The following is a 15241-nucleotide window of genomic DNA, read 5'->3' on the forward strand; positions in this document are numbered from 1 at the left end:
TTCTAATCATCAGGCGGGCATTGTAACTGTTTCAAATCAAGTCTTCCGGGAAGACCACCTACCCCACGCAAACAGATCCCGGTTGACTGAAATCAAAGGCGTGAGAGAATCCCGTTGATTTAATCTCAGCGGTCCAGCCCGCATGCAGGCACCCGGGGAAGGATAAATGGTAGATCCCCCCAACGGCCCCCCGGCATTCCCATCAGGCACAACACCCATCCATGTTCGACAGGCAATCCCTTCGCGATCGCATTCACACGGCAGTCTCGCGGACACTGGCCGCCCACCCGCCTGCCGCCGGGCAATTCTACTCGATCACCCTGGCACTGCCCGAAATCCACTTCCGCGGACTGCCGCAGTTACGCGACTGCCGATCCTACTGGTACTGGCGACAACCCGAGAAAGAGGAGTACCTGTTCGGCGCCGGCGAGGCGCTGCGCATAGACGCCAGTGGCAGTACCCCGATCCAGCAGCTGGCTGGGGCATTGCAGCGGCTGCAGGCCCGCTGGCGCTGTCTCGACCCCGACCATACCGCCATCCCCCCGGCCGCTTTCAGCGGATTTGCCTTTGTGCCGCAAAGGCCAATGATATCCTCCTGGAAGGGGCTACCGAATGCCGCCATCTTTCTGCCGGAAATCCTGATCCAGCAGCGCAACAATCGCTGCAGCCTCTGCTTCAGTCACGACATTGCCGGCGAGAGCCGAACCAAGCTGCTCATTGAGCGCTGGCTGGCACTGTTCGATCAGCTGCTGCAGGCGCTCGACCGGAAATCCGGCCCGCCGGGACAGCGGACGCGCCTCACCCGCACCCGTCAGCAACCCGACCCGCAGACATGGCACGCACTGGTGCAGCAGGCCAAAGAGTCGATCCGCAACAGCGATCTGGAAAAGGTGGTGCTAACCCGCCAAATCCGGATCGAAGCGCAACGCCGGCTCGATCCCGGCCGCCTGATGGCGACCCTCGACTGCCTCTACCCCAGCAGCCGGCACCTGGCATTCCGCATCGGCGAACACAGCTTCGTCGCCGCCACCCCTGAGCGCCTGCTGGCCTGTCAAGGATCGCAGATCAGCTGTGATGCCATCGGCGGTACCAGCCGCCGCTCAGCCGACGAGCGTGAAGACAAGATACTCGGCGAATCCTTACTAAATAACCCCAAGGCGTTGCACGAACACGCCCTGGTGGTCGACACCATCCAGCATGCCCTGACCCCCATCTGCAGTCAGTTTGAACCGAGCAGCGGCCCACAGCTGTTGCCACTACGGGGACTACAGCACCTGCATACCGAGATCCAGGGCCGCCTCAAACCAGACACCAGTCTGCTACAAGCGGCCGCCCGACTGCACCCCACCGGCGCAGTCAACGGCGTCCCCACAGCAGTTGCCAGCCAGTGGCTGGCACAGCACGAGGCGCTCGAACGCGGCTGGTACACCGGCGCTGCCGGCTGGATCAATGCCAAGGGCGACGGCGAACTGGCGGTACTGCTGCGCTGCGCCCTGCTCGACGGCAGCCAGGCGCACCTCTACGCCGGTGCCGGCATCACCGCCGGCTCAGATCCAGACGCGGAGTTCGACGAAACTGAGCTAAAATTGGCCGCCATGCTAGAAGCCCTGGAAAACGCCTGATGCACGACACCGCCCTGCTCAATCTGCAGTGGGCCGATGCCCTGGTCGACGGCCTGATCGCCACCGGGGTCAGTCGTGCAGTGTTCTCTCCCGGCTCCCGCTCCACGCCGCTGATCCTAGCCCTGGAACGGCGCACCGAGATGCGCTGCTGGCACCACCCCGATGAGCGCAGCGCCAGCTTCTTCGCCCTCGGCCTGGCCCGCCATAATCATCAACCGGTGGCGCTGATCGCCACCTCCGGCAGCGCCCCGGCCCACTGGTACCCGGCGGTGATCGAGGCCAACCGCGCCGCCATCCCACTTTTGCTGCTGAGCGCCGACCGCCCACCGGAGCTACACGACTGCGGCGCCAACCAGACCGTCGACCAGAGCCACCTATTCGGCAGCCAGGTGCGTGCCTTCCACGACTCAGGCCCGGCCCAGAGAGGAGCAGAGGCACTGCACTTCATCCGCAGCCTGGCGATCAAGGCAAGCCAGCAGAGCCGCTGGCCAAATCCCGGGCCGGTGCACCTCAACCTGCCGTTTCGTGAGCCGCTGGTGCCCCGGCAGATACCCGCACCATCCCCCCCCGGCGAGGCGCAGCCCTGGTCACCGCCACGACTGCTGCCCGATCCGCAACAGATCAATCGAATCAGTACGCACATCTCCGGCAAGCCGGGTCTGATCCTCTGCGGCCCCGACCACCAGGAGAGAGCCGGCTTCCCTGAAGCAGTGACAACCCTGGCCACCCGCCTCGACTGCCCGATCCTCGCCGATCCACTCAGCCAGCTGCGCTTCGGCGAGCACGATCGTTCCCGGGTCTGCTGCCACTACGACGCCTTCCTGCGCCGAAACAGCTTCAGCCGCAGCCACCAACCCCAATGGCTGCTGCGCTTTGCTGCCGCCCCGGTCTCCAAAACCCTGCTCGACTATCTGGCGCAGACCAAACCTGTCACCCTGCTCTGCTCCCCTCGTGGCGACTGGCCCGATCCGCTGCACCAGAGCCGCGAGATGATTCGCGCCGACGCCACAGCACTCTGCGAGGCGCTCAGCCAGACAAGCCTCACGCCGGCCCCGGCCGATTGGCTCGAAACCTTCGTGCATGCTGAGCAACAAGCGGCCGCCTGCCGCCTCCCGGCCGAGGAGATCCCCTTCGAAGATCAGCTGATCCAACAGCTGATCGATTGGCTGCCGGCAGGTTCGACTCTGTTCAGCAGCAACTCCCTGCCGATCCGCCAGCTCGACAGTTTCAGCGGCAGTGGCTCAAAGAGGCTGCGCATCTTCGCCAACCGGGGCGCCAGTGGCATCGACGGCAACGTCTCCACCCTGCTCGGCCTGATGGCTGCCAGCGAGACGCCAGTGGTCGGTCTGCTGGGGGATCTGGCGCTGTTCCACGACATGAACGGCCTGCTCACGGCCAGAGATCTGCAGGGTGTGATCATCCTGTTCAACAACGGTGGCGGCGCCATCTTCGGCCAGCTGCCCCAAGCGGGACTGAAGCAGTTCGAAGCCCATTGGCTGATGCCCACCGGACTCGACTTTTCACACAGCGCCAGACTTTATGGACTGAACTTCCAGCGAGTGACCCGGCAGACCGAGTTCAGACCAGCACTCGAGCAGGCCATACAGGCAAACGGTGTCAGCCTGATCGAGGTGGTGCTGAACCGGAGCCTGAGTCTGCAGCGCCAGCACGACTATTGGCAGACCGTCGCCCGCGACTGATCGACCGGAGACCGCCCAATCATGCTCTTCAGCTTTCGTAACCTCCGTATCCTACTGCTGCTCGGTCTGCTGCTGTTTGTCGCCCTCTATACCCACCATCAGGCCTTCGACTCGACATCCTGGTTCGAGCCTCTGGATGTGGTGATATTCCCCATCAATGCGGATGGTAATGCCGACACCGCGGCCTATATCCAGCGCCTAAAAGATGCAGACTTCGCCGCCATCGACCGGTTCATCCAACAACAATCGAAGCGCTATGAGGTGTTTATCGCTCCCCCCACCCGTACCCGTCTGGGAACGCAGATCGACACCCCACCTCCCGCAGTACCGGCCATCGACGCCAGCCTGCTGGAGAGGCTCACCTGGAGCCTCCAGCTACGCTACTGGGCCTGGAAAAACACCCCGGATGAGGACTCCAACCAGCATCGCGTGAGGATCTTCGTGCTCTATCAGCAGGGACGGGAGGGCGCCGCCCTGGCCCACTCACTGGGTCTGCAGAAGGGGCTGCTAGGCGTGGTGCACGCCTACGCCATCGACAAACAGACGCAGAAGAACAACCTCGTGATCGCCCATGAGCTACTGCATACGGTGGGCGCGAGCGACAAATATGGCGCCGATGGCATGCCGCTCTTCCCCACCGGCTACGCCCGGCCCGACAAACAACCCCTTCACCCGCAAAGCCGCTGTGAGATAATGGCGGGTCGGCTCGCCGTCTCTGCCAGCGAAGCACAGATGCCGGCCAGCCTGCGCCACTGTGTGATCGGCCCACAGAGCGCCGCCGAGATCGGCTGGGTGCTGGAAGAGTAAACAGAATATAGGACGGCCCGTGGCCGCCGCGAGTCATCAATTGAAATCAAGGATGATGTCGGGCGCAGCCCGACCTATACAGTGTCATGTTTAATTACCGGATTAGAATTGGTAACAGATTCCAATTATGAACAAGCCTATCCAGTGGCAGAGCCCTGCCGACATCGAATTTAAAGATATCCTCTACCACCAGGCCGAGGGCATTGCCAAGATCACCATCAACCGCCCTGAAGTGCGCAATGCGTTTCGGCCAGAGACTGTGGAGGAGCTGAGCCAGGCGTTCCGCCGCGCCCATCTCGACCCGCAGATCGGCGTCATCATCCTCACCGGCGCCGGCGATCTCGCCTTCTGCTCCGGCGGCGATCAAAAGATTCGCGGCGACGGCGGCTACCGGGACCATAACGGCGTGGAGCAGCTCAACGTGCTGGAGCTGCAGCGCCAGATCCGCACCCTACCCAAGCCAGTGATAGCGATGGTGGCGGGCTACGCTATCGGCGGCGGCCACGTACTACACCTGATCTGTGACCTCAGTATCGTCGCCGACAACGCCCGCTTCGGCCAGACCGGCCCCCGTGTCGGCAGCTTCGACGGCGGCCTAGGCGCCGGCATCCTGGCGCGCACCGTGGGCCTCAAAAAAGCCAAGGAGATCTGGTTCCTCTGCCGCCAGTACGACGCGCAACAGGCACTGCAGATGGGGCTGGTGAATACCGTGGTGCCGCTAGCTGAGCTGGAGGCGGAAACGGTGCAGTGGTGCCGCGAGATGCTACAGCTCTCTCCCACCGCGCTGCGCGTGCTGAAGGCGTCATTCAACGCCGATACCGATGGCTTGTCCGGCATTCAGGAGCTGGCGGGCAACGCCACCGCCCTCTTCTACCTCACCGAAGAGGCCCAGGAGGGGCGTGACGCCTTCGTCGAGAAGCGTCCGGCGGACTTCAACAAATTTCCGCGTCGCCCATGAAGCGCTGGCTGCTCGCGATTCGCCCCAAGACACTGGGGATCTCGCTGGTGCCAGTGCTGGTGGGCAGCGGCCTCGCCTGGGCGGAGACGGCGCAGCTCCACTGGCCGACCGCCCTGGCGGCCCTAGCCGGCGCGCTGCTGATCCAGATAGGCACCAACCTGCACAACGATGCCGCCGACTTCGAGCGTGGCGCCGACACCGCCGAGCGCATCGGCCCGGCCCGCGCTACCGCCCAGGGCTGGTTCAGCGCCGCCGAGGTGAAACGGGCTGCCTATTTCGCCTTCGGTCTGGCGTTTCTAATCGGCCTCTATCTCGCTTGGCACGGCGGCTGGCCGATCGTGCTGTTGGGGCTCGCCTCGCTGGCGGCAGGTTACGCCTACACCGGCGGCCCCAGGCCGATCGCCTACAGCGCCTCCGGCGAGCTGTTTGTGTTCCTCTTCTTTGGCCTGGCGGCAGTACTCGGCAGCTACTATCTGCAGACAATGAGTCTGTCGTTCAACGCCTTCGCCGCCGCAGTGGCGGTGGGCCTGCTCGCCGCTGCGGTGCTGTTGGTCAACAACTATCGAGACCTGGAGACCGATGAACGGGCCGACAAGCTGACCCTGGCGCACTATCTGGGCCGCGCGCACGCTCGACAACTCTACGCCCTCCTTCTGCTGCTGCCCTTCCTGCTGCCACTGCTGGCGCCACAGATCAGCCCCGGCGGCTGGCTGGTGTTGATTGCCCTGCCGCTAGCGCTGCGGCTGCTCTATCGTTTCATCAGCGAACCCCCCGGCCCGGCCTTCAATCAAATCCTGGCACAGACCGCCCAACTGCAGCTCGCCTACGGATTGTTGTTGAGCGGCGGCCTGCTGCTTTGAGATGCAAATCAAGCATGCGCGCCTGATCCCCTACCGGTTGCCGCTGCAACGGCCCTGGCGCACTAGCCGGGGCACACTGAAAGAGAAGCAAGGCTGGCTGGTCGCCTTGGAGACAGAGGCAGGGCTGCGTGGCTGTGGCGACTGCGCCCCCCTGCCGGTTGCGGGCACAGAAAACAGGGAACAGGCCGAGCATTGGCTCTCTCAACAGGTGCCGGCCCTGACGGGAGACTCACCAAGAGAGCGGCTTGCCGCACTACCAATAGGGGGCGACTGCCCTGCCGCCCGATGTGCACTGGAGAGCGCGCTGCTCGACCTCATCAGTCAAGCTGAAGGCGTAAGCCTTCGCCACTGGCTCGATCCCCAGGCGGCGGAATCGGTGCCGGTGAATGCCAACATCGGCGCGCTAGATGGGCAAGTCGGCGAACGTAGCGAACGGGCCCTGGCGCAGGGGTTCGATATCCTCAAACTCAAGCTCGGACTAGATCGCGTTAGACAGGAGCTGGCCCGACTGGAGCAGTTAGCGGCAAGCCTGCCACCATCCACCCGGCTGCGGCTGGATGCCAACGGCGCCTGGGATTTTGCCCAGGCGAGCGCCTTCCTGCAAGGCATCGAAGGGCTGCCGGTAGAATCGATCGAGGAGCCTTTAAGCACTCCAGAGACCGCCAGCCTGACAGCACTTCAGGCACAGACCCACTACCCTCTAGCGATCGATGAATCCCTGCCCCGCTTCGAGCTGGAGAGGCTGTTGCAGCACCCGCCAGTGCGGCGCCTGATCATCAAGCCGATGGTTCAGGGCGGGCTGCTGCCATCGCTCAGACTGGCCCGGCGAGCCGCCGAGTCCGGCATGGAGGCGCTGGTCACCAGCTGCCTCGAGAGTGCAGTGGGAATTCAGGCCGCCGCTCAGCTCGCCGCGGCAATCGGCGGCGCAGAGCAACCATTGGCCCACGGTCTGGCCACCAGCGACTGGCTGGCCCGGGATCTGGCCCAACCACCGCAAATCATTGCGGGCCAGCTGCTGTTAAACGAGGCTATCGGACTTGGCCTAAGGGGCCTGAACAACCTGGAGTCACCGCAACGATGAGCAGTAGATTCGACTACCACTTCAGAGTCCAATTACACGATATCGACGCCGCCGGGGTGGTGTTTTTTTCCCATACCCTGCGCCACGCCCACGATGCCTATGAGGCCTTCATGGCGGAAATGGGCTTCAGCCTGCATGATCTGATCGAAGCCAAACAGGGTCTGCCCCTGGTCCACAGCGAAGCTGACTATCTACGCCCCATGCGCCATGGTGATGCAGTCAAAATCCGGTTACAGGTGGAACGGCTGGGCGATAGCTCATTCACCATCGCCTATCAATTTTTTGATTCACAAGGGGACAAGCTGGCGCGGGTGAGAACCACCCACGTCATGCTGGACCTCAGCAATGGCAGCTCAATGCCACTTTCTGAGGAGCTGAGAAAGAGCCTAGCCGCCTATCTGGAGTAACGGCTAATGGAGCGGGCATCGCCGTGATCAGTCAGCAGTTGCCACACTGATCACGGCGATGCCCGCTCCATTGCACTCCGTCTTTTACGGCTCGCCTCCGCCGGCGCCCATCCGTGTGCGCAGCTGCGATCGTTGGCCGATTTAGCAGCCTCGAACTGAAGGCATCAAGACAGTGAGATGATCAGCGGCGTCTGCCGCCACGTCCTCTTCTTGGCCGGTCGGGCCCGACACGGATCATGCTACCGTTGAATTCACTGCCGTCGAGCGCTGCAATAGCGGCGCGGGCTTCGTGTCCTTCCATATCGATGACGGCAAAGCCTTTGCAATCACCGGAGAAGAGATCTTTTACCAGTTTGAGAGAACGGACCACGCCGTATTCCGAAAAGAGTGCTGTCAGACTCTCTTCTGTGGTCGATCTAGGGAGACCACGAACCGAAAGGGTAATCAATGCTTTGGACCTGCTGCGTAATTCGTCGACAAATAAGTCTGTGCATCCCTGCACCTATCTAATCCGCTGCGACAACGGTTCGGAAAACCGTCCCATAAAGAAACGGGACAGCGGATTGAAACAAAACTTACAGCGGAACTACGTTATCAGCCTGGGGGCCTTTCTTGCCATCGACTTCAGTAAACTCGACCTTTTGGCCATCTTCAAGAGAAACATGGCCTTCACCAACAATCGCGCGAAAATGAACAAACAGGTCTTTGCCACCCTCGCGTTCGATAAAACCATAACCCTTTCCGCTGTCGAACCATTTGACGGTTCCGGTTTGTCTTTCTGACATCTGTAAATACCTCAATGAATTGCAAATATGTTCGTCTCAATGAACGAACCACCACCACGAATCTTGGCAGGCACTATGAAGCTCGATTCGAATGTATCTGTGAGGAAACAGCGAATGTTAGGCGTTATAGGTAGGACTAAGATCATGAAGACGCAAAAGATATATCGCCTTAGGCTGAAATGCAAACTAAACCCGTCCATTACGCGAGATTGGCCACCTTCAGCACGCTGCCGCATGCGTCGCCGGTCTCGACGTTGATCGTGAATACCCGCTCCAGCCCTTGAGCCCTGGTCATCGCAGCAATGGGGAGCATACCACAGTCTTTGCTGTGCAAACCGTCCGCTTCTGGCCGGTGGCGGCAGCTCAGTGTGCCTGAATCGGGTTTGGCAGATACAATCTGGCGTTTTTTGTCAGGCGATGTTTTTCAAACCAACCTCTGTTCATCTCCAGGGCGTAGATGGCCGGCCCGGCTGAAGCGTAGGTTGTCAGCCCACTATCGGGGGGCATGGTGTGGGTATTGAGCAGACGACCCTCGCTGTCGAAGAAGCCCACATCGAGGGGCATGGACATGTTCAGCATCCAGATCTTCACGATCTTCTCATGGGGAAACACCATCAGCAGGCCCTGATCCATCGCAAGTTTTTCTCGCCCAATCAGGCCAGTCGCTCGCGATTCCAAATCCGCCGCCAACTCCACCTCAGCACGGACATCATCGATATAGATGGTTGTCCGTTCTGTGTGGTCGCAGGCCGATAGAAGGGTGGCGAACAGCAGCGCGGGGAGCACTCCGACTTTTGTCTGCTCGGCAAGGCGCATTCGAGTCGTTCAATCAATCCGAGATCACAGATTCACTTTGATGCCGGCTCAGGCAACCCCAGTTTGGCCCGATACTCACTCAATAACTCCTCTGCGTGGCGGATCTGCTCCAGCGGCATGGCCGCGGCGGCCGTATCTCTGAAACGCTCGGCATATCTGTCTCCCGCCTGCATACCCAGGGCAAACCAGGCATAGGCCATCGGGTAGTTCGTCTCCGTCCCCAGACCATAGAGATACATGCTGCCAAGCTTGCTGTAGGCACGGGTATCACCAGCCTGCGAGGCGGCCTGAAACTCCTTGAAAGCGGTTGCTCTGTCGCCTTTCCGGTTGGCCTCTTCCCCCTCTTCAAAACCGGCCTGGAGAGCGAAAGAAAAAAACAACAGGAAACAACTGGTGAGAATGGTGCGAAAAGAGATCATGCGTTGGGTCCTGATCAGCCAAAAGATGCCGGGGATGTTACAACAAAATCGTCCGATGGATGAGCCGCCAACGCTCCAGCTGCTATAAACCCGATATACGCAATAATCGAGGAGTTTCCCCATGACCAACCGAGCTTCCGGCCCTGAGACCAACCAAGTCCCAAATTTTCCCAGCCCCACCGCGCAGCAGCCACGGCAGAGTCTGAGCATGCACGATGGCGTTGAGGTCTGGCATGATTGCTGTTCCTGCGAGGCGGAGCCCTATTGGCTCAATCTGATGGAGCACGCTGACGAGGCACCGAGCAAAGAGCGCTAGCCCCCTGCGGGCTCTACCCCTCTGGCTTAAGTCTTCTCCTGGGCCACCGCACCCGCCAGATCGCTGGTCGCCGTCTCCACCGAGCCGGCATGCGGATCGTCGAAACATGCCTGATCCAGCGCTCCCTCACCCTTAGCAATGATACAGGAGACAGCGCAGTCACCGGTGACGTTGCAGGCGGTGCGCATCATGTCGAGCAGGCGGTCGACGCCGATGATCAGCGCGATCCCCTCCACCGGCAGGCCGACCTGGTTGAGCACCATGGTCAGCATCACCAACCCGACACCGGGCACCGCGGCGGTGCCGATCGAGGCCAGAGTCGCAGTCAGAACCACCATCAGGTACTCGGTGACGCCGAGATCTACGCCGTAGACGTTGGCGATGAAGACGGTCGCCACCCCCTGCATCATGGCGGTGCCGTCCATATTGAGGGTGGCACCGAGCGGCACGGTAAAGGAGGCGACCGAGTTATCCACCCCCATCTTCGCCTCCACGGTACGCATGGTGATCGGGATGGTGGCGCCGGAGCTGGCGGTGGAGAAAGCAAAGGTAGCTGGATCGCGCATCTTGTGCAGGAAGCGCAGCGGGTTGAGCCCGGCCAGCAGCTTCAGCAACAGCGGGTAGGTGACGAAGGCATGCAGCCCGAGCGCCACCGTCAGGGTCAGGAAATAGGCCAGCAGCGGCACGATCAGATCGAGCCCCTGAGTGGCAAAGGTGCGTGCGATCAGCGCAAACACGCCGTAAGGAGCGAGACGCATGATGATCTCCACCATGTGCATGATCACCGCATCCAGGTCGTTGAACAGGTTGAGCACGTGCCGACCGCGTTCACCGGCGAGGGTGATGGCAATGCCGAACAACAGCGAGAAGACGATGATCTGCAACATGTTGCCCTCGGAGAGGGCCGCCACCGGATTGGTCGGCACCATGCTGATGAAGACCTGGGAGATCGGCGGCGCCTCCTTGCCCTGGAAACTCACATCGGCAACCCCCGCCTCGAAGCCCTGGCCCGGCCCGACCACCGTCGCCAGAATCAGGGCGATGCTGATCGCCACCGCGGTGGTAAAAAGATAGAGCAGGATTGCCTTGACGCTCATCCGCCCCAGCGCCGACAGGTTGCCAAGCGAGGTGACCCCGCCCACTAGGGAGACAAACACCAACGGCACCACCAGCATCTTTAACGAAGCGACGAAGATCGCACCGACCACATAGAGCAGACCGTCGGTCAGATAATCCTTGAGCAGGCCTTCAGCACCGAACAGCAGGTTGAGTAGTATGCCCAGCAGGGCGCCGCTGGCCATTGCGATCATGATTCGGCGGGTCAGGCCGTGGAGTTTCTGGTGACTCATACTGTGTTGGGGTTCCGGTTGTCTGTTGGGCTGCGGAACGTTAACAGATGGTTTGAAATGTGTACAAAGAGTTTATTGCGGGTGACAAAGTGGCTAGCAGAGCTGCGCGGAACCGGATTCAAGAAATGGAGGCATCTACTCAAATCAGTTAACAAGTCACAGAGGTCACTCAACGGTTGCGCAAATAAAACCATGGCGAAACAGGTCGAACCACGACGAGTCAAATCTGAGGAAACTCTTGGAGGCCAGCACCTCGCTATTCAGATAGGGCCCCGTCGGTGAATATCATAGAGGCCAGGAGCACAGACTCCATCAACAGGCCGGATGTAAGACTGCAATCGATTCTCTTCGCCAACACGTTTCACTTGGCAAACGGGCGGTGTCCATATAAGTGTTTCCTTAACAAGACAGCAGTGAGCAGACTAATGTGAAAACAGAGCGGGCGGAGCAATGCGGAAAAGGCCACCTGGGCCGAAAATGAAAGAAGCTGCAGCCCGCCGGCTTTCCCGGCAGACTGCAGCCTCAGCTTGAGCGATCAACTCAGGGGGCCAGCAAACTCAGTTGAGTAGATTATGAACCCCCCAAAAGAGCAGCTTCCCGGTCAAGATCACTCCCAGCAATGCGAACATCACCATGGAAGTGATCACGTAGCTGCTGATATCCCGCTCATCATTGCGCGTTCTAATCATAGGCATCACCTCTTTAACACTAGGCTAGTTTCGACAACAAACCGGTCTGATATCCGCACCCGAAAGAGTCAAGCTCTCATGGTGGCTCTCAGATGCATATTAGCTGTTGTTGATGCGCGATAGCGGCAGGATCAGTGCGGGATTAAGGCATTTTTGAGGGTTCAGGATTTAGATTAACGGGACGAGGGCAACTCAGGAAATTCATGCATCCAGCGGGGATTCCTATTCCGTTGTCAGCGACACCAGAGTCACCGGCTTGCCACGCTTGTGCTGACGCGGCCAGACCCCATAACGACCAGCCTGCAGTGGCCCCAGACGCCGGCGGTTAATGATCGACACCGCCGCTGCCGAGAGCCGTAGCACAGGCAACCGGCGACGGCTCCCATCCACCACCAGAGGCTGCGACCAATCAATCCGGACAGCGATCCAGGCCGGCGTGTTGCGGTTCGGCAGGGTAAAGTTAGCATAGTCCCAGAGCAGCAGTTCCTGCAGCAGCGGATCACCATCCAGCCAGGGCTCGAGAAAACCGACCAGACGCCCGAACAGTCGCTCAGGTTGCATCTTTTCCCGTGCAATGCTCTCCCCCAACTGTTCCATCAGCGTATCGAAAAAGCGCACCAGCTCATTGTTGAAGTGATGCGGTACCAGCCGCATCAGGGTCGCAACCAGATAGCCACTGTTCCAGAGCCGCTCCAGCAGGGCCGCATAACGTTTAAAGCGGGCAAACGCTTGGAAGCTAAGCAGTGGATGGGCCAGCACCTCGTAGGGTGGCTGCGGATCCCAACGATAGCCCAGCATCTGTGCCTGATCGTGCAGCGGCGTTCCGGGCAGCAGCTTCAGGCTGCCGAGCTGCAGATGCTCGGGAAACAGCCGGAACACCCGGTTGAGTGAGTCAGCGCAGTGTGCCGCATCCTCCCCCGGCAGCCCGACGATCAGATCGAGGTGGACCGGATGGCGCTTCATCGCCACCAGTTTACGGATATTATCCAGCGCCTTGGACACCTCCATCTGCCGTTCGATGGCATTGAGCACCGGTTCATTGAGGGTCTGCAGGCCGATCTCAAACTGAAAACGGCCCGGCTCAGCGTGGCGGAAGATCACCATCGCCTCCGCAGAGATACGATCCGGGTTGAGCTCCAGATGGAAACGCAGATCACCCTCCGCTTCGGCAAAACGTTGTAGCAGACGCAGAGTGCGCTGTTTGCCGAGATGAAAACTGCGATCGAGCAGCTTGATGGTCTTGCCTTTTAATCGGGAGAGGACCGCCAGTTCCTGTTCCACCCGTTCGATGGGGAAGGCACGCAGACGGTCAGTGGCGCTGGTGCAGAAGGTGCATTTATAAGGGCAACCGCGGGAGGTCTCCCAGTAGATCAGCGGTTTCCCCGCATCAAAGCTGCCCAGCAAGATGGTGGAGGGGATCTGTTCCACCGGTAACAACCGGATCGGATTACGGTGGATCTGGTCCTGATCCCACCAGATCAGGCCGGAGATGGTTGACAACTCCCCTACCCCAGCAAACTGCCAGCGCAACAGATCGCGAAATGCCGCCTCACCCTCACCATCCACCACAAAGTCGATGACCGGCACAGCCCTGAGCAGCGCCTCGCCCCGCGGTCCTGCCTCCGGCCCGCCAAAGACGATCCGACACTCCGGCAGCAGCTGTTTGAGCAGCTGCGCCAAACGGATGCAGGCATCAATATTCCAGAGATAGCAGGAGAAGCCGATCAGCCGCGGCTGCCAGGCCACCAGCTCCTCAAGCAGCGTCTGGTGACTGACATTGACCTGCGCCTCGAACAGCTGGATCCCGGCATGGAAAGGCTCGTTCCGGCAGAAGGCGGCCAGCGAGCGTATCGCCAGCGAAGAGTGGCTGTAGCCCGCATGCAGTGCAACCAGGGCTACCGGGTGGGATGCGGCGCTGAGGCACCGGTCAGGATCGATCATCGCGCGCACTATACACCGGCACAAGGTATTCAGCAGCCGTTCAGTTAAGCAGGTCCAAACTCTTTTTGCAGATTCAAAAGGAGGGACCAACCATGCCAACCCACACCACCCCCGCCAGCCACAGAGGCCTGCCCCTGATCGCCGCAGCCGCCGTCTGGCTGGCACTCTTTTCCAGCCCCACCCCGTCGGCCACAGCTCCGACGCTGAAGCTCTTCCCCACCACTGTGCTGGAAGATATCCGCCACACCGGCAGGGTGGCAAAGGAGATGGAGAGCGGCCTGCAACAGGTGATCGAACGGCTCGATCTGCAGCAGCAGATGATCATCGAGAGCAAATGCGATGGCGCCGAGGAGGACCCCGGCTGCAACCAGCTGCGCCAACAGCTGAGTACCAGCTATCTGGAGATGCTGCAGATCATGGAGCAGAACCTGCCTGAGATGGAGAGTGCAGTGGAGACCACCCGCAAGAGTCTGGCGAAACGTCTGCGCACCGAACTGGGACAACGCATGACCCCCTGGGAGTTGCAGCAGGCCCTGCTCGGTGAGTCGCAGCAGATAGCCGACAGCACCCGGCCCAGCCTGCGCGGCCGCTCTGGGATGCGTCTCAGCGACCGCTTCAACCAGTATTACAAGCTGGTCGCCAACGGCTCTGCCTCCAACGACACCTCGCTGGCGGTGATCGCCTCCGACATCTACCTCGACATGGAGGAGACCGCCAACCTGATCACCCGCACCCGCCAAGAGATCAGCCGCGCCACTCTGATGGGGCAACTCTCGCAATCCTTTGGCGTGATCACTCCGGAGATGCAGCAGATTGTGAACGGCGTGAAACAGATCCTGTTCGGCGACCCGGCAGCAGAACAGCCGATCGCCGCACCTCCCGCCACCCAGACCGCCGGCTACCACAGCCCGCTGGCTATGTAGACAGACCAGGAGAGAGAGCATGAAGATCCGAAACAACCTCTACGCCACCGCATTCGCAGCCACTCTTTTCGCTATCAGCGGCTGTAACAGCGAGCCGGTCAAGACCAACGTCTGCAATCCACCCGAAGGACACGATCTGAACCAGGCAATGCAGCAGGCAAAACAGGACCTCAGCGACATCTGCGGCTACCGTTTCAATGCCTACTTCAGTCAGTTGATGAAGATCGCCGAGGGCGACCCACAACCCGCCAACAAGGAGAAGTTCAGCGACTTCATGATGTGGGCCCACCGCACTAGCCTGCTCAGCAAGCGCCAGGCCCGGGAACTCTACAACCGCTATTTTAACGTCAAATATGTCTCCCTGATGGGGGACTACAACAACTGCTCCACCAGCTGCACCCGCCAGCAACAGCTGATCAGCGAGATGCAGCAGGAGCTGCTCGACAAGGAGCAGGGATTACTCAAGATCAGCCGAGACAACAGCGGCTACCAGCGTGCCGACCGGCTGCTGCAGGAGACCGAGCTGGTGCTCGAAGCCACCTGCACCGCCTGCCGTAGCAACTGAGGC

The 15241-nt window shown here is 60.7% G+C and carries 17 protein-coding genes; 10 read left to right on the plus strand and 7 right to left on the minus strand.

Annotated elements, in window-relative coordinates; all coding sequences use genetic code 11:
- The first annotated feature begins 221 nt into the window (after nt 1–221).
- The 7 genes from Ga0074115_RS06160 (at nt 222) to Ga0074115_RS06190 (ending at nt 7435) form a co-directional block, all read left to right on the plus strand.
- On the plus strand, nt 222–1622 hold the full coding sequence (locus Ga0074115_RS06160) for an isochorismate synthase (protein WP_057956096.1): 1401 nt from the start codon (nt 222–224) through the stop codon (nt 1620–1622).
- On the plus strand, nt 1622–3322 hold the full coding sequence (menD, locus tag Ga0074115_RS06165; protein ID WP_057956097.1) for a 2-succinyl-5-enolpyruvyl-6-hydroxy-3-cyclohexene-1-carboxylic-acid synthase: 1701 nt from the start codon (nt 1622–1624) through the stop codon (nt 3320–3322). Before Ga0074115_RS06160 ends, menD begins: the two co-directional genes overlap by 1 nt.
- 21 nt (nt 3323–3343) lie before the next feature.
- Nucleotides 3344–4129 (plus strand): hypothetical protein, encoded by a 786-nt coding sequence (locus tag Ga0074115_RS06170; protein WP_057956098.1) that lies wholly within the window; start codon nt 3344–3346, stop codon nt 4127–4129.
- A gap of 127 nt (nt 4130–4256) precedes the next feature.
- Nucleotides 4257–5087 (plus strand): 1,4-dihydroxy-2-naphthoyl-CoA synthase, encoded by an 831-nt coding sequence (gene menB / locus Ga0074115_RS06175; RefSeq protein ID WP_057956099.1) that lies wholly within the window; start codon nt 4257–4259, stop codon nt 5085–5087.
- Nucleotides 5084–5947 (plus strand): 1,4-dihydroxy-2-naphthoate polyprenyltransferase, encoded by an 864-nt coding sequence (locus Ga0074115_RS06180; RefSeq protein WP_005958975.1) that lies wholly within the window; start codon nt 5084–5086, stop codon nt 5945–5947. Before menB ends, Ga0074115_RS06180 begins: the two co-directional genes overlap by 4 nt.
- Nucleotide 5948: 1 nt before the next feature.
- The gene (menC, locus tag Ga0074115_RS06185; protein WP_057956100.1) at nt 5949–7028 is read left to right on the plus strand and encodes an o-succinylbenzoate synthase; all 1080 of its coding nucleotides are present in this window, start codon (nt 5949–5951) and stop codon (nt 7026–7028) included.
- Complete coding sequence (locus tag Ga0074115_RS06190; RefSeq protein WP_057956101.1) at nt 7025–7435, plus strand: acyl-CoA thioesterase; 411 nt, start codon at nt 7025–7027, stop codon at nt 7433–7435. The genes menC and Ga0074115_RS06190 overlap by 4 nt, the downstream gene beginning before the upstream one ends.
- 181 nt (nt 7436–7616) lie before the next feature.
- Here Ga0074115_RS06190 and Ga0074115_RS15740 read toward each other — a convergent pair whose 3' ends face one another.
- The 4 genes from Ga0074115_RS15740 to Ga0074115_RS06205 all read right to left on the minus strand — a co-directional run bounded on the left by Ga0074115_RS15740 (nt 7617) and on the right by Ga0074115_RS06205 (nt 9455).
- Entirely contained in the window at nt 7617–7883 is a 267-nt protein-coding gene (locus Ga0074115_RS15740; protein ID WP_081417686.1) for an RNA recognition motif domain-containing protein, read from the minus strand.
- A 127-nt stretch (nt 7884–8010) separates the two neighbouring features.
- Nucleotides 8011–8220 (minus strand): cold-shock protein, encoded by a 210-nt coding sequence (locus Ga0074115_RS15745; RefSeq protein WP_006473869.1) that lies wholly within the window; start codon nt 8218–8220, stop codon nt 8011–8013.
- Between the two features lie 363 nt (nt 8221–8583).
- Nucleotides 8584–9036 (minus strand): DUF192 domain-containing protein, encoded by a 453-nt coding sequence (locus Ga0074115_RS06200; protein ID WP_057956102.1) that lies wholly within the window; start codon nt 9034–9036, stop codon nt 8584–8586.
- Nucleotides 9037–9068: 32 nt separating this feature from the next.
- The gene (locus Ga0074115_RS06205; protein ID WP_057956103.1) at nt 9069–9455 is read right to left on the minus strand and encodes an SEL1-like repeat protein; all 387 of its coding nucleotides are present in this window, start codon (nt 9453–9455) and stop codon (nt 9069–9071) included.
- A gap of 121 nt (nt 9456–9576) precedes the next feature.
- On the opposite strand from Ga0074115_RS06205, the gene Ga0074115_RS06210 reads away from it, so the two are divergent.
- The gene (locus tag Ga0074115_RS06210; RefSeq protein ID WP_057956104.1) at nt 9577–9771 is read left to right on the plus strand and encodes a hypothetical protein; all 195 of its coding nucleotides are present in this window, start codon (nt 9577–9579) and stop codon (nt 9769–9771) included.
- Between the two features lie 26 nt (nt 9772–9797).
- Here Ga0074115_RS06210 and Ga0074115_RS06215 read toward each other — a convergent pair whose 3' ends face one another.
- From Ga0074115_RS06215 to Ga0074115_RS06220, 3 genes are all read right to left on the minus strand, one after another.
- Nucleotides 9798–11120 carry a dicarboxylate/amino acid:cation symporter gene (locus Ga0074115_RS06215; RefSeq protein ID WP_057956105.1) on the minus strand — a complete coding sequence of 441 codons (1323 nt, stop codon included), beginning with the start codon at nt 11118–11120 and terminating at the stop codon, nt 9798–9800.
- A gap of 557 nt (nt 11121–11677) precedes the next feature.
- Nucleotides 11678–11809, minus strand: a complete 132-nt coding sequence (locus Ga0074115_RS17060; RefSeq protein ID WP_267887564.1) for a hypothetical protein — start codon at nt 11807–11809, stop codon at nt 11678–11680.
- Nucleotides 11810–12031: 222 nt separating this feature from the next.
- A complete protein-coding gene (locus Ga0074115_RS06220) occupies nt 12032–13750 on the minus strand; it encodes a B12-binding domain-containing radical SAM protein (RefSeq protein ID WP_057956106.1) in 1719 nt (572 codons plus the stop codon).
- Nucleotides 13751–13842: 92 nt separating this feature from the next.
- Between Ga0074115_RS06220 and Ga0074115_RS06225 the strand changes: the two genes are divergently transcribed.
- Together Ga0074115_RS06225 and Ga0074115_RS06230 are read left to right on the plus strand one after the other, a co-directional pair.
- A complete protein-coding gene (locus Ga0074115_RS06225; protein ID WP_057956107.1) occupies nt 13843–14673 on the plus strand; it encodes a hypothetical protein in 831 nt (276 codons plus the stop codon).
- A 19-nt stretch (nt 14674–14692) separates the two neighbouring features.
- Nucleotides 14693–15238: a hypothetical protein gene (locus Ga0074115_RS06230; RefSeq protein WP_060528327.1), complete on the plus strand. Its 546-nt coding sequence runs from the start codon at nt 14693–14695 to the stop codon at nt 15236–15238.
- Nucleotides 15239–15241 lie beyond the last annotated feature (3 nt).

Origin of the sequence: endosymbiont of Ridgeia piscesae (genome assembly GCF_001443665.1) — a bacterium.
Classification (GTDB): domain Bacteria; phylum Pseudomonadota; class Gammaproteobacteria; order Chromatiales; family Chromatiaceae; genus Endoriftia; species Endoriftia persephonae.